This window comes from Acinetobacter sp. ANC 4779 (assembly GCF_004331055.1).
GTDB lineage: Bacteria > Pseudomonadota > Gammaproteobacteria > Pseudomonadales > Moraxellaceae > Acinetobacter.
This window is the reverse complement of sequence record NZ_SJNU01000004.1, coordinates 105,513-124,608: the sequence shown is the minus strand read 5'-3', so window position 1 is coordinate 124,608 and position 19,096 is coordinate 105,513. Positions and strand designations below refer to the sequence as shown.

Sequence of the window (19,096 nt, the reverse complement as noted above, 5' to 3'; positions counted from 1 at the left end):
TGATAAAATGAGAAGCTTGCACTGTAAATGGACTTCACTCTTCAATATCTGAACTGAACTGAACTGAACTGAACTGAACTGAACTGAACTGAACTGAACTGAACTGAACTGAACTGAACTGAGCGACAAGCAAATTGGCATAAGCATGGATTTTATCTATTAAGCTAAGGTCGCTTTTACTTGATCTTTAATGGGTGTGCTTTGTGACTCATGATATTTTCTAAATCTTTGCTCTTACTGAACATTGTACCTTTTTCAGTTTGAATATTTGCATCGACAATGACATCCACTAAACCGGCAGCTAATCCAGCTTGTAATAAAGCTTGGCTATAATCTTCAGTATTTAAGTTTTGATAAGCGACAGCTTTGCCTGAAATTTCGGCAATGTCCTTTGCAAGATTGGCCAGGGTGAAATTGCCAGAGCCTACAAGCTTATAAGTTGTATGGTCATAAGCTTGCAAGACTAAAACTTTTGTTACGGCTTTTGCATCATTTTGAGATCAAGATGGACAAAATTCTCAAATCTGCCCCATATAAAGTGCCGAATTCAAGAGCATTAGCTATTGCGTCTAAATAGTTCTGGCTATACCCGTTGTTGCGTAAAAATATATTTTAATCTGCTGGCTTTAATCAGCGTTTCTGCCTCTGGGGGATAAATCTAAAGCTGATATTACTCATTGAATAAGCCGGTATAAGCAAAATAACCAAACTCTGACTGGTTGGCATCCTCAATTAAGGCTTGATGCTTTGTTGCGCGAGACCTATTGCATTGGCTTAAATATGTAGCAGTTTATCAATCTGTGACCATGCCGAAGAGAGCGTTTTAGGTGCATCATAATCAGAGTGACGTAGTTCAGCTTTTGCTTTTAAACGGATTTTCTTAGATACATTTCGAATCAGTATCACTATGTTTAGCGCCACTATATTGTCTGTAGCGGTATTTTTAATAACGAAGCAATGGCGCATTGATCGAGTTGACCTGCAGCACAGGTAATTATAATTTTCATTCTAAAAAGCGCTGCATTGTTTATTTTATATACTTGATGTTTATATTTTATTATATTGACATTACTTATATATAAGTACGTGCCTAAAAGTAAGTTAATTGCGGTCTGGAGAGAGTTGATGAGTAACTATGCAACGAGTCATTTGCTTGGACAGGTTTTATCCAAGGAGTGTCCATCGCGTGAAATATTGGAACACTTAACCACCAAATGGTCTGTGTTGGTTTTACGCTGTTTAAGTGACGGTGTGCATCGTTTTAGCGAGTTAAAACAGCGCATAGAAGGGGTGAGTGAGAAAATGCTGGCGCAAACCTTAAAATTATTGGAAAAAGATGGTTTTTTGATTCGTACGGTTTATCCGGTTGTACCGCCGAAAGTGGAATATCAGTTGACGCTTCTGGGAGCGCAGGCAGCTGAAAAAATGACAATGCTGATTGGTTGGCTTGAACGAAATTTGCCTGAAATTTTAGAAAATAAACAAGGTGTTGCTCAATGATAATGGTGCGTCATTTAAATGGCTTATAAATATTCAAGCGAAGGGGTTTTATTTGAAACTGGCTGTTTATTGAGAGACATCCAAGAATAAATTTATTTAAAATTCAACTTTTTTAAAGTTTATACTGCAATTTGATGTTTTAAAAAATCTAAGAACGGAAGCTTAGACGAAGAGAGAATGTATTTAAGGAATAATTTAAGTGAAAATATCCCTGCATTATTTTATTAATTTTTCTGAAATGCATGAGCGTTAATTTTGGACTGACGTTTATTTTAATAATTAAAAAATAAAGTAAGTGAAATTTATCTTAAAAATAAGTTTTATTTAGCTAAGTGTATGGTTCTTTTTAATTTTCTGGTTGGATAATTAAACTAAATTATGCAATATGCCCCCCGTTCAAGCCAAATCTGTCTTAACAAGACTAAAATTCATGTAATGCTGAATAATTCTATTCGAGAAATTTTGTAAAATATGGCAGAATATGCGGTTTTAAAGTATTTAGAGGATTGGCAATATGCGCTTTGTTGATGAAGCAGTCATTACCGTAGAGGCTGGCGACGGTGGCAATGGCGTAGCCAGTTTTCGCCGTGAAAAATTTGTACCATTTGGTGGTCCAGATGGTGGTGATGGTGGTCGTGGCGGTAACATTTATGTTGAAGCCGGTAACGACACCACCACTCTTGTAGATTATCGTTATACACGTCGATTCCGTGCAGAACGTGCTAAAAACGGTCGTGGTGCGAACTGCGCAGGCCGTGGCGGTGAAGACACCGTATTAAAGGTTCCAGTAGGAACTACAATTGTTGATACAGAATCAGGCGATATCATCGGCGACTTGGTCACTGATGGTCAACGTGTATTGGTGGCAGCAGGCGGTGACGGTGGTTTGGGTAATACTCACTTTAAATCATCTACAAATCGCTCGCCACGTAAATGCACCACGGGTACCAAAGGTGAATACCGTGAAATTCGTTTAGAGCTTAAAGTTCTTGCGGATGTGGGTTTACTGGGTATGCCAAATGCAGGTAAATCTACATTTATTCGTGCAGTATCAGCAGCAAAACCAAAAGTTGCAGATTATCCATTTACTACCATGGTTCCAAACCTGGGTGTGGTAGATGCGGATAGCCATCGTTCATTCGTAATGGCCGATATTCCAGGGTTAATCGAAGGTGCGTCGGAAGGTGCAGGACTGGGTATTCGTTTCCTTAAACATTTGGCACGTACCCGTATTTTGTTGCACATTGTAGATGTTCAACCAATTGACGGTTCAGATCCTGTTCATAATGCCAATGCAATTTTACAAGAGTTGAAGAACTTCTCTCCAACTTTGGCTAAATTGCCAGTGGTGTTAGTGCTGAATAAAGTTGACCAGCTTGACCCAGATACCAAAGAAGAATGGTGTAACCATCTTCTGGAAGAAATGCAGTGGGAAGGCCCGGTATTCCAAACTTCTGGCTTGATGTCTGAAGGAACGAAAGAAGTTGTTTATTACCTGATGGATCAAATTGAACAACAACGTGAACGCGAAGTTGAAGATCCTGAATACGCAGCAGAAATGAAAGCATTCCGTGATCAGCTTGAAGCTGAAACACGTGAACAGACCATTGCAGCGAAAGAAGCTTATCGTGAAATGCGTCGTCAACAACGTCTTGCTGGTCTGTTGGCTGAAGAAGACGATGAGGACGATGAAGCAGACGACGATAACGATGTAGAAGTGTTTTACGTACGTTAAGCTCTTAGTAGAGTAACTGAGGACAAGATGATAGAAGTGGTAGATGGGCAACGTCAGCTCAAGGGTTGTAAACGAATCGTTGTTAAAATCGGATCATCTTTACTCACAGCGAATGGGCAAGGTCTAGATTTGGATGCAATTTCGCATTGGGCGAAACAAATTGCAGATCTATACAAGGCAGGACACGAGATCATACTCGTGTCATCAGGTGCTGTGGCTGAAGGTATGGTTCGGATGAAATTGTCGAATCGACCCACTGATTTACCGAGTCTTCAGGCGTGTGCTGCTATTGGTCAAATGGGTCTGATTCAAACCTGGTCGAGTGTATTGGAAAAGCATTCTATTCAAACGGCTCAAGTTTTACTGACGCATGATGATTTGGCAGACCGTCGTCGTTATTTAAACTCTTGCGATGCTTTGCAGCATTTGATTGATTGGCATGTGGTTCCGGTCATTAATGAAAATGACACGGTATCGACTGACGAAATCCGCTTTGGTGATAATGATACTTTGGCCGCTATGGTGGCAGGTCAGGTTCATGCAGATTTGTTGATTATCTTAACCGATCAGCAGGGTATGTTTGATTCTGACCCGCGCTCTAATCCAAATGCAAAACTGTTCCATACAGTTCGGGCTCTGGATGAAAGCCTGTTTGATATGGCCGGTGGTGGTGGGAAATTTGGTCGTGGTGGTATGTTGACCAAAGTTCGTGCGGCACGTCTAGCTGCAAAATCGGGTTGTCCAACACTCATCGCCAGTGGCGAAAGCGACAATGTGCTTGCCCGCTTAATGTCTGGCGAATTGCTCGGAACATTGTTTATTACCGATAATGACCGTATTACTGCACATCAGCAATGGTTGGCTGCTCATCTGCAAACGGCTGGTCGTTTAGTCTTGGATGATGGTGCTGTGAAAGCGATTAAAGAAAACCACCGCAGTTTATTGCCTGTTGGAGTGAAAGCGGTGGAAGGGCATTTTGAGCGTGGTGACGTGGTTGAATGTGTCGATTCACAGGGTGGTCGTATTGCTGTTGGTCGTGTCAACTTTAGTTCGCGTTCAGCTGAAATTGTGAAAGGTTTATCTTCGGATAAAGTGCATCAGGTTTTAGGTGAAGCACGTTCTTTGGAAATGATTCACCGCAATCATATGGCGATTTATTAGTTTTATAATTTTTGAAATATAAAGTTTTATTTTTTAATTTTAGCTATTTAAATACCTATTTAGTCACTTTAGAAAAAGCTTACTTAAAAAGTGAGCTTTTTTTGGTTCAGTAATTTTAATGTTTTAACTTTGAGTGGAATGATTAATTATTCTGTAAAAATTTAAAGCTTGAATTACATATTTAGTTTTCAATGTGAGCGCGAAAAGATCGGATCTTGATTCGTAATCTTCTAAACTATCTATGCGATAGCGATCGGGGAAAAGTCGAAAACTCGACTATGTTCACTCCTCATAAAAAAACCGTACAAATGTACGGTTTTTTTATTTTTTGCTTAAAATCTTATTTAAATTGAATCGTACCATTGGCGTTCACGGTAATTTTAGATTCACCTGCTGCTACGTCTTGAGCATCGGCAGCTTCAGCACCTGAAAATTTCGCCATACTGGCACGCATCATGACCGGTTGTGGATATTGATTGCTGGTATTCAAGTTGAGATTAACCAAGTTATAACCCGATTTATTCCATGACTTGCTCAGCATTTGTGCACGTTGTTGGAAGTTTTTCGACGCTTCAACCATCAACTCATTTTCAACTTTTTTACGTTGTGCATCTGAAACGCTAAAATTAATCGATTGCGTCTGGAAATTTTGTTGAAGTTCACCAATCAATTGGCTGGCTGCTTTAAAGTCAGTACTTTCAATCTGAATTTCTGCACGACCACGCCATTCTTTCAGTTTACGATTCTCGTTATCATAAATTGGATAAGTGGTTTGAGAGCCTGTTTCTACTTTGACTTGCGGATATTTCTTCGCTAAAGCCATAGCTTGATTCATTAGTTGCGTGATTTGTGATGCAAGTTCGGCGGGTTGTTTGTTGCTTTTTTCAATGTATAAAACCGCATGCATTTCATCATTCGATACTTTGCGTGCTGCTTCTGACTGTACATTGATGACGTTGTAATTAAGTTGATCATTTTGTTGAGCAAATGCAGATGTACTGAGAGCAGAAGCTAAAACCAGAGTGGAGAGAGTTAAATAACGCATTTTTTTTGCCTGTTTTTGTAAGTAAAATTTAAATTTATATAAGTGATATTAAAGGGTGTTTATGGTGAATTTTAGTAGAGTTTGTGGTGGGATTGTAAAAATAAGCTGATAAAAAACTATTTATTTTTAATCATAAAATTAAAGAAAAATTATACACTTATAAATTAATTTGCAAGAAGTTTTACTTTATTACACGACTTTACCCATAAAAGCATAAGAAAATAAGGTTTTCTTTCCCCTGTCACAATGTAAGATGATAATACAACCTATAGATTAGCTTGATATTTTTTTCGATGAATTAGGGCAGATAAAGTACCGAAAGTTGTTTATTTTTCAGAAAAAGTCGGTATCATCCGCCCTTTAGTTATGACAAACAAATTCAAGTCTAGCTAGATTCTATAAAGCACCGAGTCAAAGGACCGCAAGTCACCCGACTTATTTCTATCAACCCATATCAGAGATGGTAATTCGATATGAGCGTTTCTTCTGTAAATCCTGCCCCTAATTCTACTAACGAATACTATTTGACTCGCCAAAGCCAGATGGAATCCAATGTTCGTAGCTATCCTCGTAAATTACCGTTAGCGATAGCAAAAGCTTTAGGATGTTGGGTTACTGATGTTGAAGGTACAGAGTACCTCGATTGTTTAGCTGGGGCAGGAACATTGGCTTTGGGCCATAACCATCCTGCGGTCATTCAAAGTATCCAAGATACACTTGCAAGTGGCCTCCCATTGCATACTTTGGATTTAACAACACCCTTAAAAGATGCTTTTACTGAAGCTTTACTTGAGCAATTACCAGGTGGTAAGGCTGAGTATTGTTTACAGTTCTGTGGCCCGTCTGGTGCAGATGGCACAGAAGCAGCAATTAAATTAGCAAAAACCTATACAGGTCGTAGTTCAGTGATCAGCTTCTCAGGTGGCTATCACGGAATGACGCATGGCGCTTTGGCCATGACAGGTAACTTATCTGCGAAGAATTCGGTGAATGGCTTAATGCCTGGCGTACAGTTTATGCCATATCCGCATGAATACCGTTGCCCATTGGGTATTGGCGGTGAAGCAGGTGTAGATGCCTTAACTTACTACTTCGAAAACTTTATTGAAGATGTAGAAAGTGGTGTAACCAAACCTGCAGCAGTCATTCTTGAAGCGATTCAAGGTGAAGGCGGTGTGGTAACAGCACCAACCAAATGGTTAAAGAAAATCCGTGAAGTGACTGAAAAGCACAATATCGTATTAATTCTTGATGAAGTTCAAGCCGGTTTTGCCCGTTCGGGTAAAATGTTTGCCTTTGAACATGCAGGTATTGAACCTGATGTGATTGTAATGTCTAAAGCCGTTGGCGGTAGCTTACCGCTTGCAGTACTGGGTATTAAACGTAAGTTTGATGCTTGGCAGCCTGCTGGTCATACCGGTACGTTCCGTGGTAACCAATTGGCAATGGGTACGGGTCTTGCTACCATCAACACCATTAAAGAGCAAAATCTTGCGCAAAATGCCCAAGAACGTGGTGATTTCTTACAAGCTGAATTTAAAAAATTGGCGGTAGAATTCCCATGTATCGGTAACGTACGTGGCCGTGGCTTGATGATTGGTGTTGAAATCGTGGATGAACGCCAAAAGGCAGATCACATGGGTTCATTACCAGGTGATTCACAATTGGCCGCTGCAATTCAAACTGCATGTTTCGACAACAGATTGTTGCTTGAAAAAGGCGGTCGTAACGGTACAGTGATTCGTTTACTTTGCCCATTGATTATCACACATGATGAATGTGTTGAAGCTGTTGCTCGCTTTAAGAAAGCAATTGCTGAAGCTCTTGTTGCAACTCGAGGCGCATAATACATGGTAGATTTTGCAGAACACCGTAAAGCGTTACTTTGCAATGATGCTCAATCTATTGCTGACTATGAGTCGGCAATGGGTGAGGCTACAAAAGCTGTAGCAGCATGGTTGCATAACGACAAAATGTACACCGGTGGCAGTATTAAAGATTTACGCAGTGCGATTTCTTTTAATGCCACTAAACAAGGCTTGGGCGTGCATAAATCGCTTGAGCGTATGGTTGAGCTTTTTTTAAATAAAAGCTTGAAAGTACACCACCCACATTCTTTGGCACATTTGCACTGCCCAACCATGGTGGTGAGCCAAATTGCTGAGGTTTTGATTAATGCAACCAACCAGTCAATGGACTCATGGGATCAAAGCCCAGCCGGTTCATTGATGGAAGTTCAGTTGATTGACTGGCTTCGTCAAAAAGTTGGTTATGGTACAGGTCAGGCAGGTGTATTCACCTCTGGCGGTACGCAATCGAACTTGATGGGTGTGCTACTTGCACGTGATGCCTGCATCTCGAAAAACTGGAAAGACGAAAACGGTAATCCGTGGTCTGTTCAGCGCGATGGTATTCCAAGCGATGCAATGCGTAATGTTAAAGTCATCTGTTCTGAAAATGCACATTTCTCTGTGCAAAAGAACATGGCGATGATGGGCATGGGCTTTCAGTCTGTAGTCACTGTCCCGGTAAATGACAATGCACAGATGGACGTTGCTGCTCTTGAAGCAACAATGGCTCGTCTGCAAGCGGAAGGCAAAATCGTGGCTTGTGTGGTTGCGACCGCGGGTACAACCGATGCCGGTGCGATTGATCCATTAAGAGAAATCCGTGAAATCACCAACAAATATGGCGCGTGGATGCATATCGACGCAGCATGGGGTGGTGCGCTGATTTTATCGAATGACTATCGTTCGATGCTGGATGGAATCGAGTTATCTGATTCGATTACGCTCGATTTCCACAAGCACTATTTCCAAACCATTTCGTGCGGCGCGTTCTTGTTGAAAGATGAAGCCAACTATCGTTTCATGCATTATGAAGCAGAGTACTTAAACTCGGCTTATGATGAAGAACACGGTGTTCCGAACTTGGTGTCTAAGTCACTACAAACCACGCGTCGTTTTGATGCGTTGAAATTGTGGATGACGGTTGAGGCACTCGGTGAAGAGCTTTATGGTTCGATGATTGACCATGGTGTGAAGTTGACCCGTGAAGTGGCTGACTACATCAATGCCACGAACGGTTTAGAGATGCTGGTTGATCCGCAATTTGCCTCTGTATTGTTCCGTGTGATTCCTGCAGGCTATCCGGCAGAATTGCTTGATACATTGAATCAGAACGTTGCAGATGAATTGTTTGCACGTGGTGAAGCGAATATTGGTGTGACTAAAGTAGGTGATGTTCAGTCATTGAAGATGACCACTTTAAGTCCAGTCGCAACTCTGGAAAACGTGAAAAACTTACTTGATCTGGTATTGGCTGAAGCTGATCGTATTAAAGGTTCAATCGCTGATGGTACATATGTGACTGCGCTTGATTAATGAGTTTTTTCAAAAAAAAAGGAGATCAATAGATCTCCTTTTTTTATACTTGAAAATAGTAGAGAGGATATTCGTTTAGTGCATAAATACATACCTTTTTAGTCCTTGATCTTCTTATCTGCAGTTTCTAAAGTAGGAAAGATAAGAGAAAAAGGAAGTATCACATGGATAAGGTTGAACAAGGAAAGTCGTTAATCAAAGAGGTGATCGATCAGAAAATATCACCTTATCAATGGATGGTTATTTTACTCTGTTTCACTATTGCTTTATTTGATGGTTTCGATACGCAGGCGATCGCATTTACAGCACCTGCCTTGTTAGAGCATTTTAATTTACAACCGGGAGCATTAGCCCCCATTCTGACTGCCGGAATTGTTGGAATGACAGTCGGCGCTATGTTGTTAGGGCTGTTGGGCGATAAATTGGGGCGCAGAAAAACCTTACTGTTTTGCACAGCCATTTTCTCTAGTGCTACGCTTCTCACGGCTTTTGTAAACAATGTTGAACAAATATTTATATTAAGAGTAATTGCCGGTTTAGGCATGGGAGGCGCAACACCTGTATTGTTGGCACTAGCTGCAGAATATTCACCGCAACGCTTTAAAGGCACAGTAACTACAGGCGTTTTATTGGCTTTACCTGCAGGAGCAATGTTTGGCGGGCTACTGGCGGCGAAAATGTTACCGGTAGTAGGATGGCAGGGAATTTATATTATTGGGGGAGCTTTGCCCCTTGTTTTACTGATTGTGTTGTATTTTGTTTTACCTGAATCTTTAGAATATATGGCACAAAAAAACAGTGTTTCTAATATTACTGCTATACAGAGAATTCTGAATAAAATTTCTCCTAAAGCTGTCTTATTCACACAGGCAGATCTGTTCACAGCGAATCCGGCAGATCAAAATCAAGCAAAGTTAAGTATCCTGTTTCAGAATGGATTAGCTCGTACCACAGCTGGCGTATGGGGAACATATTTCTTTAACTGGATCGCTTGGTTCATGTTGTTATCATGGTTACCTACTATTTTAAAACAGGCAGGCTTGGCACCTGAGCAAGCGCCTTATGCTTCCGTTACAGTAAATGCAGCCTTTATTATTTTTGCTATTCCTTTGGCGTATTGGTTACCTAAATTAAATACAGCCAAAATATTAACTTTTATGCTGGTCACAGGAATGGCTGTGGTCATAGGGCTAGGATTACTCATCGAAACGCAGCAATGGGGCTATATTTTTGCACTGATTGCCTTGGCGGGATTTGGTATTGGAGGCCAGCAACTGGCATTGAATTATTTGGTGGTTGCCGCATATCCAACCGAAGTTCGAGCGACAGCGACAGGGTGGGCCATTGGTATGGGGCGGATGGGAGCAATTATTGGTTCAGCCATTGGTGGGATTGTTTTAACAAGCTATGGCGTGACAGGTTATTTTTATGCATTGGGTGTTCCTTTAATTATCGCATTATGCTGTGTTTTCTTAATCAAGTATCAAATGCCACTTCAAAAGGGTCAAACTGATTTTGCAGAAATTTCCCACTAGGCATGAGGCGAAATTAAAATATTTAGTTCAAGTTAATGAGGTCAGATCTGGCCTAATTGACTATATAGTCTATTTTTTTAAGCTAAAAATAGCGTGCTAAAACCCATCGTTCTCAAAATTTTCAGATATATACGCGAACTTCGATCCGTAGGGAAATCTACCTTTATTGATGAATCAAGTAGCAAATTTCAGGTTTCTGATTTTCAGCGATAGGTCGATTTTCCTCGAAAATTTTTAAGTTAAAGTCATATGCATTTTAATCGGTAAGTCTTTGTCATAATTACGGCAAGTTGGGGCAAAATTTATTTTTGAATATATGACAAAGTAATGTTCTCGGAAATTTCAATTAATTGGATTTGGGATTGCAAAAAATAGAACAGGGATACAATAAGATGAGGGAGTTAAAAAAAAGTCGTCATGGTTTGATTTAGGCAGGATCTATACAGCAGCAATCGACTAAGGTTCTGCTGTTATTAAGATGTTTTTTTAGACTTCTTCTTGGTCAGTAAAAATTTAATCAGACACTATTTGTAAGTTTAAAAAATAAAAGAGATATGAAGCAAATTGATGAGACACATAAATCAAATGATTAAATAACAAACAATGCTTTTTAATGACAGTAAATGAATTATTACAATTATAGTGAGGTGAAAATAATAAATTAATCAGATTGAATATAATGTTAATTACTGATTTATATAAATTTATAATTATAAAAAAACTGCAATTTCAATTATCATTAAAACGTCACATAGCTGTAACTTCTTTGTCATATTATAAAATCACAATGCAGTTATCGAAAAAGTACAAAACTTTATAAAAAAGTAGCGTACTTCAAAATTGCATCTAATGAAGAGAGAAAAGAATGCGCTTAAATTACATCGCACTTGCTTTAGCAGTTTCAGGGGCAGCTGTAGCAACAACAGCAAATGCAGCTCGTGACACCATCCAAATCGCTGGTTCTTCAACTGTCCTACCTTACGCAAGTATTGTAGCAGAAGAATTTGGTAATACTTTTCCGCAATTCAAAACACCGGTTGTCGGTTCTGGTGGTACATCTGGCGGTTTGAAGCAATTCTGTCAAGGCGTGGGTGACAACACCATCGACATCGCCAATGCTTCTCGTAAAATTAAAGCTTCTGAATTAGCTGCATGTAAAAGTGCTGGCGTGAATCAAGTGATTGAAGTTAAAGTCGGTTATGACGGGATTGTATTTGCTTCTAATTCAAAAAAAGCCTCTTTTAAATTACGCCCACAACATGTATTTGCAGCGCTTGCAGCAGAATTACCTTCAAATGGTAAACTGGTTGCAAACCCGTATACACGTTGGAATCAAATTGATAAATCACTTCCAAATGAACCCATTACATTGGTCATTCCAGCATCTAACCACGGTACACGTGAAGTGTTCCAAGAAAAAATGGTTGAAGCAGGTTGTGAATCTTACGCATATTTCAAAAATTTAGATAAAGATGCACAGAAGAAAGCATGTTCTACTTTCCGTAAAGATGGCAAAGTGATTGAAATCGCAGGTGACTATACAGAAACACTGGCACGTTTAAAAACTTCGCCAAGTGCGGTAGGTGTATTTGGTCTAGGTTTCTATGATCAAAACCGTGACAAATTACGTGTAGCGACAGTGAACAATGTGGCTCCCTCAGAAAAAACGATTCTGAATGGTTCTTATCCAGTATCACGTCCATTGTACTTCTACGTGAAAGGTGAGCACCTTAAATCGATCAAAGGCTTACAACAATATTCTGAATACTTCTTAAGTAAGAAAGTTTCAGGTAAAGGTTCTAAGCTGGAAAAAGCCGGTCTGATTTCTATGTCTGATAAAGAACGCGCAAACACTCTTGCAGCTTTGAAAGCTGGTAAAGCGGTTAAGTAATTAGGATGAACGAGCTGATGCTAGAGAATGTCTAGCATCAGCTTTTTTGCAAAGACAAGGTTTTTCAAAGCATGAAAATTGAAAAAATGCCGGAGAATACATGAATCTGCTACTTATAGGTGTGTTATTGGCATTGATTGCCGTAGCCTATCAAATCGGGTTATCTAAAAGCCGTAGCCTAGCAGGTAAGGGAAATAACTCAGCGAAGCTGCACTCTCGTCCTGGATATTATGGTGCGTTGGTGGCTTTATGGTGTGGTATCCCTGCTTTTTTAATTTTACTGGTTTGGAATATTATCGAACCGAGTATTTTGCGACATGTGATTTTAGATAATGTTCCTGCAAATATTGCAGCAACATTAGATCGATCTGGCATGGAAGTTGTGATTGACCGTGTTCAAGCGATTGCTTCTGGTTTTGGCGTGAGTGATCAAGCAGCAGCCTATGAAATCGCAGCAGCACAACAGTTATCAAGAATTGAAACGATTAGCTCTTTTGCCAAATTGGCAGTGGTAATCTGTACCGCTTTAGCGGGTCTGGTTTTGGCAAAAAAACGTGTAGCCCAACAATTTCGTGCACGTAATCAGGTCGAAAAAACCATTAATATCGCTTTAGCCTTATGTTCTGGTGTGGCTATTTTAACCACCATCGGTATTGTGATGTCGATGTTTAGTGAAGCCATGCGCTTCTTTCACTTCGTCAGTCCACTCGATTTCTTCTTTGGAACTGAATGGAACCCGGGTTTTAGTACATCAGGAAATGCGGAAGGCAGTTATGGCTTGTTGCCGCTGCTTTGGGGCACGTTGATGGTCAGTGGTATTGCTTTATTAGTGGCAGTACCTGTCGGTTTGATGATTGCCATTTATTTAGCTGAATACGCATCATCAGGCTTTCGCTCTTGGGCAAAACCCGCGATTGAAGTTCTAGCCGGTATTCCGACCATTGTATATGGTGTGTTTGCACTGATGATTATTGGTCCATTCTTTAAAATGCTTGGAGCAAGCGTGGGGCTGGAAATTAATGCTACCAGTGCCTTAACCGCAGGTTTCGTGATGGGGATTATGATTATCCCGTTTGTATCTTCACTCTCAGATGACATTATTACCCAGGTGCCTCGATCGTTACGTGATGGCTCTTTAGGACTCGGTGCCACCAAGTCGGAAACCATTCGTCAGGTGGTGTTGCCTGCAGCCTTGCCGGGTATTATCGGCGCATTTTTACTTGCGGCATCTCGTGCGATTGGTGAGACCATGATTGTGGTTCTAGCCGCAGGGAATAGTCCATTACTGCATGCCAATCCGCTCGAAGCAATTTCAACCGTGACCATTACTATTGTCAATCAACTCACAGGTGATACTGACTTTGCCAGTCCACAAGCATTGGTCGCATTTGCTTTGGGGTTAACCTTATTTGTGATTACTTTAGGTCTGAACATTGTTGCACTGTTTATTGTGCGTAAATATCGCGAGCAATACGAATGAGTACTTCTAATACACCTTCCATGGATCAGGCAAGTGATCCCCGCATTGCCGCTGAATTACGCGAAAAACGTAAACAAAGAATTAGTAATACTTTAGCCAAGCGTCATCGCAAAGAAAAAATGTTTCGGGTGTTTGGCTTCTCTGCCGTTATCACCGGTCTGTTCTTTGTGGTACTGCTATTCGGAAGTATTCTGGCAAAAGGATTACCCGCATTTTGGCAAAGCAGTATGACTGTTCCGGTCTATTTTGACCCCACTATCATTAATGCGGGCGCAAAACCCACCCAAAAAGAGGGCGAATCTCCTGCGCATTTTCAGGAGCGCTATATTGCCTGGCAAACTGAAATGGGGATGGTCGACTGGGATGCTTTAATCGTCAATGGATTAATTGCAAAAGATCCAAGTATTGCCTCTAAACGCGATGATCTTGGAAGTCTGTATACCAGTTCCGAAGCCTACCGTTTGCGTGATTTGGTGCTTGCAGATCCAGCCTTGATTGGTCAGAAGAAAGATTTAAATATTTTGGCCGATGCCAATGTCGATGTATGGCTGGCTGGGAATATTGACCGTTCATTGCCTGATGATCAGCAGCAATTAAGTCCGGAAGTTCGCCAGATAGCCGATGATTTAAAAGCTAAAGGTGTGATTGAAAATACCTTTAATACCAATATCTTTACCAATCCAGACTCGCGTAGCTCTCCAGCAACATCGGGTTTAGCCGGCGCAATCATGGGCTCGCTGTTCATGATGCTGATTGTGATTTTTATCTCGATTCCAATCGGTGTAGCTTCTGCTATTTATCTGGAAGAATTTGCACCTAAAAACTTCATTACCGATGTCGTGGAAGTGAATATCAATAACCTTGCAGCTGTACCATCGATTGTCTTTGGTTTGCTTGGTGCTGCCATTTTTATTGGCTGGATGCATTTGCCGATTTCTGCACCTTTGGTCGGTGGTCTGGTACTCAGTTTAATGACTCTTCCAACCGTGATTATTACCACACGTGCATCGCTTAAAGCTGTACCGCCATCCATTCGTCAGGCGGCATTGGGCTTGGGAGCTTCCCGAGTGCAAACTGTATTTCACCATGTTCTACCGCTTGCGATTCCCGGGATTTTAACGGGTGCCATTATTGGGGTTGCACAGGCATTAGGTGAAACAGCACCATTACTCCTAATTGGTATGAGTGCTTTTGTGGCGAGTGTTCCAGCTACACCATTAGATCAATCGACTGCTTTACCGGTACAAATTTTCTTATGGCAGGGCAATGAATTACGTAACTTCTTCGAAGGACGTACCGCTGCTGCAATTATTGTCTTACTTGCACTGATGGTCGGCTTAAATAGTCTGGCAATCTGGTTACGTAAGAAATTTGAAGTGCGCTGGTAAGAGGAACAATATATGAATACTGTAACAGCGATGTCAAAAACAAATCCCTTAGAACAGGATCAAACCGTGAACCAAGATCAGAAGCAATTTACCTCTCACGAAGTAGATAAAAAACGTCAAGGGACTTCATTTGTTTCTCAATTTGATACCCATCCTTCGGCTAAAAAAGAAAATCAAACAGCCAGTGTGAAAATAAGTACTTCGGATGTGCATGTTTACTATGGGGAAGCAGAAGCGATTAAGGGTATTGATTTAAATATCTACGAAAATGAAGTGATTGCCTTTATTGGGCCGTCTGGTTGTGGTAAGTCGACTTTTCTACGCACGTTAAACCGTATGAACGACACGATTGATTCATGTCGTGTCGCGGGTAAAGTCATGCTGGATAATCAGGACATTTATGAACCAAATCTAGATGTAGTATTACTGCGTGCGCAAGTGGGTATGGTGTTTCAGAAACCCAATCCTTTCCCGAAATCAATTTTCGATAACGTGGCTTACGGTCCAAAACTGCATGGTTTGGCACGTGACAAATATGACCTTGAAGAAATTGTTGAAAATAGCCTGCATAAAGCTGGCCTTTGGGATGAAGTCAAAGACCGTTTAAATCAGCCGGGTACCGGGCTTTCCGGTGGTCAGCAACAGCGTTTATGTATTGCACGTACTATCGCCGTGAGCCCGGAAGTGATTTTGATGGATGAACCATGTTCAGCACTGGATCCCATTGCTACGGCAAAAATTGAAGAACTGATTTCAGAGCTTTCAACCCAATATACCATTGCGATTGTGACGCACTCAATGCAACAGGCTGCGCGTGTTTCTGACCGTACAGCATACTTTCACTTAGGTGACTTGATTGAAGTCAATGCAACTGAAAAAGTATTTACCCAGCCAGATCATCAATTGACTGAAGCTTATATTACCGGTCGTTTTGGTTAATAAAATGACAGTATAAAAAAGAGCCGAAAGGCTCTTTTTTGTTTAATCTTCAAATATTTTTATCTTGAGAAGACCTGCGACCTATCCAACTGACATAATTTAATCTTTATTTCTATTGGGTTATTATGTTTAGGCATCTGTTTTATGCTGAGAAAATGACTAAATTTAGTAAGCATTTAAAGCGTAAAGAATCTATGTAATGAGATGGTTAATAAAATTCATATTGAATTTTCAATGGATTGGCCTCATGTTAAAGATAACTGCACATACAATTAGAGAAATCATTTTCTATGCTATTCCATACTCCGAAACTACCCGCAGAAATTCGAATCAGCCATTTAAATGCGCGCCTAAACGAACAACGTAAAAAAGTTGCGCATACCACAGCATCTAAATTTGAACTTTTGCAACTCACTCAACAGCTTTCAAAGGAAGCGCGTTTACGTAAAAAGAACAATCAAAAAATTTATGTCCTCGATTTTAAAGGCGACACGGCTGCATCTGCGGTAGAAAGTTTACGTGAAGAAATCACCCTGATTTTGGCGACTGCTAAAGCGGGGCGTGATCGTGTAGTGCTACGTTTAGAAAGTCCAGGTGGTATGGTGCATGGCTATGGTCTAGCTGCTGCACAGCTGGTGCGTCTGCGTGATGCCGGTTTCAACCTGACAATTTGTGTGGATAAAGTCGCAGCAAGCGGCGGTTATATGATGGCATGTATTGCCAATGAAATTGTTTCTACACCCTTTGCCGTGGTCGGCTCAATTGGTGTGGTTGCTCAAGTGCCTAATTTTAATCGCCTGTTAAAAGAAAAGCATATTGATTTTGAGCTTTATACCGCAGGTGAATTTAAACGAACTGTGACCCTCTTTGGTGAAAATACTGCCGAAGGTAAAGCTAAATTCGAAGAAGAGTTGCAACAAACCCATGAGTTATTTAAGCACTTTGTTGAAAAATATCGTCCACAACTGAATGTTGAAAAAGTTGCAACAGGTGAACATTGGTACGGGAAGGATGCACTTGCATTAAACTTGGTGGATAAACTGCAAACTTCAGATGAATATCTGCTCGGTTTATTGGCACAGCATGATGTGTATGTGATTGATACCCGTCGTAAACCAACTTTGGGTGAAAAACTGGGCTTACAAGCTGCTCAAATGGCAGATGGTCTAGTGCCAGCAGTAGTGAATAAAGTGTTGGAAACTTTGTCAAAAGCGAGTGCGAATGTCATTCAACTACGTGATCCTAAGCTTTAATTTAAAATGATCTTCTGATTTTAAAATTGCGTTCTAATGAGCGCAATTTTTTTGACTGTATTTTAATTTTCAACTCAGCATGAATTGCTTTGCCGCAACTAAAATACAGATCGTGATCATTCTGAGTTTTAGTGGGGATTCTCTCATGAGAGGGAGGCAGAAGAATAAAAAGCAAGTGCAAGCCAGTGTTTGAAACTCAATGAATGTTCAATCATTCTTTTTTATTGTGCATGTTCAATTCCGATGAATTGCCTGTGTTATCGCAAACATAGATGAATTGTTAACAGATTTTATTCTAATAGAAAAAGCGAAGCCGTAGCTTCGCTTTTTCTGACTAAAATCTAATTAGATTTTCGCAATTAAATCTTTGATTTGTTTGGCTTGTTCAGCTGCATTACCTGTATACGTTGCAGGTGTCATTGTCGCAAGACGTGCACGATCCGCCGCAGGAACAGCTTCAAGTTCATTCCCATTTACGAAGTTCACCATCATTTCGCGTGTCATGGCTTGACCACGAGTCAGGGCTTTTAATTTTTCGTATGGTTTTTCTACGTTATAACGACGCATAACCGTTTGAATTGGTTCAGCCAAGACTTCTTGAGCATGGTCCAAATCTTCAGCAATACGCGCAGCGTTAAGCTCTAATTTACCAATACCTTTTAAGCAAGCATCAAAAGCAATCAAGCTTTGCGCAAAACCAACACCCATGTTACGAAGCACAGTAGAGTCAGTTAGGTCGCGCTGCCAGCGAGAAATCGGAAGTTTTTCACCCAAGTGAGCCAGTACTGCATTGGCCAAACCTAAGTTGCCTTCAGAGTTTTCGAAGTCAATCGGGTTGACTTTGTGCGGCATGGTTGAAGAACCAACTTCACCTTCTTTCAAGCGTTGTTTGAAGAAACCTAAAGAGATATAACCCCAAACGTCACGGTTAAAGTCGATCAAAATTGTATTGAAACGACGTAACGCATCAAAAAGTTCCGCCATGTAATCATGTGGTTCAATTTGTGTAGTGTACGGGTTGAACGCCAAACCTAAAGATTCAACAAAAGCTTGCGAATGAGCAGGCCAGTTAATGTCCGGATATGCTGAATAATGAGCGTTGTAGTTACCTACAGCACCATTGATTTTACCGAGCAATTCAACATTGTTAAATTGTTTGATTTGGCGTGCAAGGCGGTAAGCCACGTTTGCCATTTCTTTACCCAAAGTGGTTGGGCTTGCAGTTTGACCATGTGTACGAGACAACATTGCTTGTTCAGCGTGCGTTTCAGCCAAAGTCGCAATGGCATCAATGATGCTTTGCATTGAAGCCACCAGAACATCACGACCATTTTTAAGCATTAAAGCGTGAGACAAGTTATTGATGTCTTCAGAAGTACATGCAAAGTGAATGAATTCACCGGCATCTTTCAATTCATCAATGTGTGCAATTTTTTCTTTAAGGAAATATTCAACTGCTTTAACGTCGTGGTTGGTGGTACGTTCAATGTCTTTAATGCGGTCTGCATCATCTTCAGAGAAATCAGCCACAATTGCATCTAAAGCAGCATTGGTTGCTGCTGAAAAAGCTGGAACTTCAGTGATTTCAGGACGGTTTGCAAGCGCTTGTAACCAGCGCACTTCAACAGTCACACGAGCATGGATTAAACCAAACTCAGAGAGGAAAGGACGTAGAGCATCACATTTGCTCGCGTAGCGTCCATCTAATGGAGAAAGTGCGGTTAAAGCGTTCATAGCGATTCCTTAAACATTGGAATTAAACGTAAAACAAAACCCGCACAGCATC

General features: G+C 40.7%; 15 protein-coding genes and 1 pseudogene. 11 read left to right on the top strand and 5 right to left on the bottom strand.

Annotation, left to right across the window (positions count from 1 at the left end):
• Positions 1-176: 176 nt before the first annotated feature.
• Positions 177-461, bottom strand: a complete 285-nt coding sequence (locus E0H80_RS16820; protein WP_228259961.1) for a hypothetical protein — start codon at positions 459-461, stop codon at positions 177-179.
• 313 nt (positions 462-774) lie between these two features.
• Positions 775-921, bottom strand: coding sequence for a hypothetical protein (locus tag E0H80_RS16815; RefSeq protein ID WP_228259960.1), 147 nt, complete (start codon positions 919-921; stop codon positions 775-777).
• A gap of 204 nt (positions 922-1,125) precedes the next feature.
• On the opposite strand from E0H80_RS16815, the gene E0H80_RS06680 reads away from it, so the two are divergent.
• From E0H80_RS06680 to proB, 3 genes are all read left to right on the top strand, one after another.
• Positions 1,126-1,500 carry a winged helix-turn-helix transcriptional regulator gene (locus tag E0H80_RS06680; RefSeq protein WP_131364302.1) on the top strand — a complete coding sequence of 125 codons (375 nt, stop codon included), beginning with the start codon at positions 1,126-1,128 and terminating at the stop codon, positions 1,498-1,500.
• Positions 1,501-2,014: 514 nt separating this feature from the next.
• Positions 2,015-3,235 carry an Obg family GTPase CgtA gene (gene cgtA, locus E0H80_RS06675; protein WP_067863893.1) on the top strand — a complete coding sequence of 407 codons (1,221 nt, stop codon included), beginning with the start codon at positions 2,015-2,017 and terminating at the stop codon, positions 3,233-3,235.
• A gap of 27 nt (positions 3,236-3,262) precedes the next feature.
• Positions 3,263-4,396: a glutamate 5-kinase gene (gene proB, locus E0H80_RS06670; RefSeq protein WP_131364300.1), complete on the top strand. Its 1,134-nt coding sequence runs from the start codon at positions 3,263-3,265 to the stop codon at positions 4,394-4,396.
• Between the two features lie 340 nt (positions 4,397-4,736).
• On the opposite strand, the gene E0H80_RS06665 is transcribed toward proB, so the two are convergent.
• Positions 4,737-5,441: an SIMPL domain-containing protein gene (locus E0H80_RS06665; RefSeq protein WP_131364298.1), complete on the bottom strand. Its 705-nt coding sequence runs from the start codon at positions 5,439-5,441 to the stop codon at positions 4,737-4,739.
• A gap of 473 nt (positions 5,442-5,914) precedes the next feature.
• On the opposite strand from E0H80_RS06665, the gene E0H80_RS06660 reads away from it, so the two are divergent.
• From E0H80_RS06660 to E0H80_RS06650, 3 genes are all read left to right on the top strand, one after another.
• Complete coding sequence (locus tag E0H80_RS06660) at positions 5,915-7,288, top strand: diaminobutyrate--2-oxoglutarate transaminase (protein WP_067863914.1); 1,374 nt, start codon at positions 5,915-5,917, stop codon at positions 7,286-7,288.
• 3 nt (positions 7,289-7,291) lie between these two features.
• Positions 7,292-8,824, top strand: a complete 1,533-nt coding sequence (locus E0H80_RS06655; protein ID WP_131364295.1) for a pyridoxal phosphate-dependent decarboxylase family protein — start codon at positions 7,292-7,294, stop codon at positions 8,822-8,824.
• A gap of 164 nt (positions 8,825-8,988) precedes the next feature.
• Complete coding sequence (locus E0H80_RS06650; protein ID WP_131364292.1) at positions 8,989-10,359, top strand: MFS transporter; 1,371 nt, start codon at positions 8,989-8,991, stop codon at positions 10,357-10,359.
• A 77-nt stretch (positions 10,360-10,436) separates the two neighbouring features.
• On the opposite strand, the pseudogene E0H80_RS17055 reads toward E0H80_RS06650, so the two are convergent.
• Positions 10,437-10,659 (bottom strand): annotated as a pseudogene (locus E0H80_RS17055) (aromatic ring-hydroxylating dioxygenase subunit alpha); the annotation flags it as partial.
• 565 nt (positions 10,660-11,224) lie between these two features.
• Here E0H80_RS17055 and E0H80_RS06645 point away from each other — a divergent pair.
• From E0H80_RS06645 to sohB, 5 genes are all read left to right on the top strand, one after another.
• Positions 11,225-12,250: a substrate-binding domain-containing protein gene (locus E0H80_RS06645; protein WP_131364289.1), complete on the top strand. Its 1,026-nt coding sequence runs from the start codon at positions 11,225-11,227 to the stop codon at positions 12,248-12,250.
• A 100-nt stretch (positions 12,251-12,350) separates the two neighbouring features.
• Positions 12,351-13,730 carry a phosphate ABC transporter permease subunit PstC gene (pstC, locus tag E0H80_RS06640; RefSeq protein ID WP_131364285.1) on the top strand — a complete coding sequence of 460 codons (1,380 nt, stop codon included), beginning with the start codon at positions 12,351-12,353 and terminating at the stop codon, positions 13,728-13,730.
• A complete protein-coding gene (gene pstA, locus E0H80_RS06635; protein WP_131364283.1) occupies positions 13,727-15,118 on the top strand; it encodes a phosphate ABC transporter permease PstA in 1,392 nt (463 codons plus the stop codon). Before pstC ends, pstA begins: the two co-directional genes overlap by 4 nt.
• Before the next feature lie 12 nt (positions 15,119-15,130).
• The gene (gene pstB / locus E0H80_RS06630) at positions 15,131-16,057 is read left to right on the top strand and encodes a phosphate ABC transporter ATP-binding protein PstB (RefSeq protein ID WP_131364281.1); all 927 of its coding nucleotides are present in this window, start codon (positions 15,131-15,133) and stop codon (positions 16,055-16,057) included.
• 290 nt (positions 16,058-16,347) lie between these two features.
• Positions 16,348-17,310, top strand: a complete 963-nt coding sequence (gene sohB, locus E0H80_RS06625) for a protease SohB (RefSeq protein ID WP_131364279.1) — start codon at positions 16,348-16,350, stop codon at positions 17,308-17,310.
• A 345-nt stretch (positions 17,311-17,655) separates the two neighbouring features.
• Here the strand turns inward: sohB and purB are convergent, their stop codons facing one another.
• Entirely contained in the window at positions 17,656-19,044 is a 1,389-nt protein-coding gene (gene purB / locus E0H80_RS06620; protein WP_131364277.1) for an adenylosuccinate lyase, read from the bottom strand.
• Between the last annotated feature and the right edge of the window lie 52 nt (positions 19,045-19,096).

Excerpts from the sequence above, each read along its gene's own strand:
- E0H80_RS06665 (WP_131364298.1), bottom strand. The coding sequence starts at position 5,441 with ATGCGTTATTTAACTCTCTCCACTCTGGTTTTAGCTTCTGCTCTCAGT.
- pstC (WP_131364285.1), top strand. The coding sequence starts at position 12,351 with ATGAATCTGCTACTTATAGGTGTGTTATTGGCATTGATTGCCGTAGCC.
- E0H80_RS06650 (WP_131364292.1), top strand. The coding sequence starts at position 8,989 with ATGGATAAGGTTGAACAAGGAAAGTCGTTAATCAAAGAGGTGATCGAT.
- purB (WP_131364277.1), bottom strand. The coding sequence starts at position 19,044 with ATGAACGCTTTAACCGCACTTTCTCCATTAGATGGACGCTACGCGAGC.
- E0H80_RS06655 (WP_131364295.1), top strand. The coding sequence starts at position 7,292 with ATGGTAGATTTTGCAGAACACCGTAAAGCGTTACTTTGCAATGATGCT.
- E0H80_RS06645 (WP_131364289.1), top strand. The coding sequence starts at position 11,225 with ATGCGCTTAAATTACATCGCACTTGCTTTAGCAGTTTCAGGGGCAGCT.
- cgtA (WP_067863893.1), top strand. The coding sequence starts at position 2,015 with ATGCGCTTTGTTGATGAAGCAGTCATTACCGTAGAGGCTGGCGACGGT.
- pstA (WP_131364283.1), top strand. The coding sequence starts at position 13,727 with ATGAGTACTTCTAATACACCTTCCATGGATCAGGCAAGTGATCCCCGC.
- pstB (WP_131364281.1), top strand. The coding sequence starts at position 15,131 with ATGAATACTGTAACAGCGATGTCAAAAACAAATCCCTTAGAACAGGAT.
- proB (WP_131364300.1), top strand. The coding sequence starts at position 3,263 with ATGATAGAAGTGGTAGATGGGCAACGTCAGCTCAAGGGTTGTAAACGA.
- E0H80_RS06680 (WP_131364302.1), top strand. The coding sequence starts at position 1,126 with ATGAGTAACTATGCAACGAGTCATTTGCTTGGACAGGTTTTATCCAAG.
- sohB (WP_131364279.1), top strand. The coding sequence starts at position 16,348 with ATGCTATTCCATACTCCGAAACTACCCGCAGAAATTCGAATCAGCCAT.
- E0H80_RS06660 (WP_067863914.1), top strand. The coding sequence starts at position 5,915 with ATGAGCGTTTCTTCTGTAAATCCTGCCCCTAATTCTACTAACGAATAC.